This window comes from Geobacillus sp. WSUCF1 (assembly GCF_000422025.1).
Classification (GTDB): Bacteria; Bacillota; Bacilli; order Bacillales; family Anoxybacillaceae; genus Geobacillus; species Geobacillus zalihae.
This window is the reverse complement of record NZ_ATCO01000313.1, coordinates 1-204: the sequence shown is the minus strand read 5'-3', so window position 1 is coordinate 204 and position 204 is coordinate 1. Positions and strand designations below refer to the sequence as shown.

1 protein-coding gene is annotated in these 204 nt (G+C 38.7%); it reads left to right on the top strand.

What is annotated here, in order from left to right:
- Nucleotides 1-91 precede the first annotated feature (91 nt).
- Nucleotides 92-204 (top strand): helix-turn-helix domain-containing protein (locus tag I656_RS0117360; protein WP_033007066.1); only part of this gene is annotated, 113 nt, incomplete at its 3' end.

The window sequence follows — 204 nt, the reverse complement described above, 5'->3', positions numbered from 1 at the left end:
CCTAAAGTTGTCTCTTTTTTGTGTGTTATGATATAGTCAGTTTTAGAAAAAATATATCGAAAATCAAGGTATGAAGTGATGTGGTGTCGATATGGCAAACAAAGCCTATCAGTTCCGTCTGTACCCAACAAAAGAACAAGAACAACGGCTCGCCAAAACCTTCGGCTGTGTCCGTTTTGTGTATAACAAAATGCTTGAAGAGCG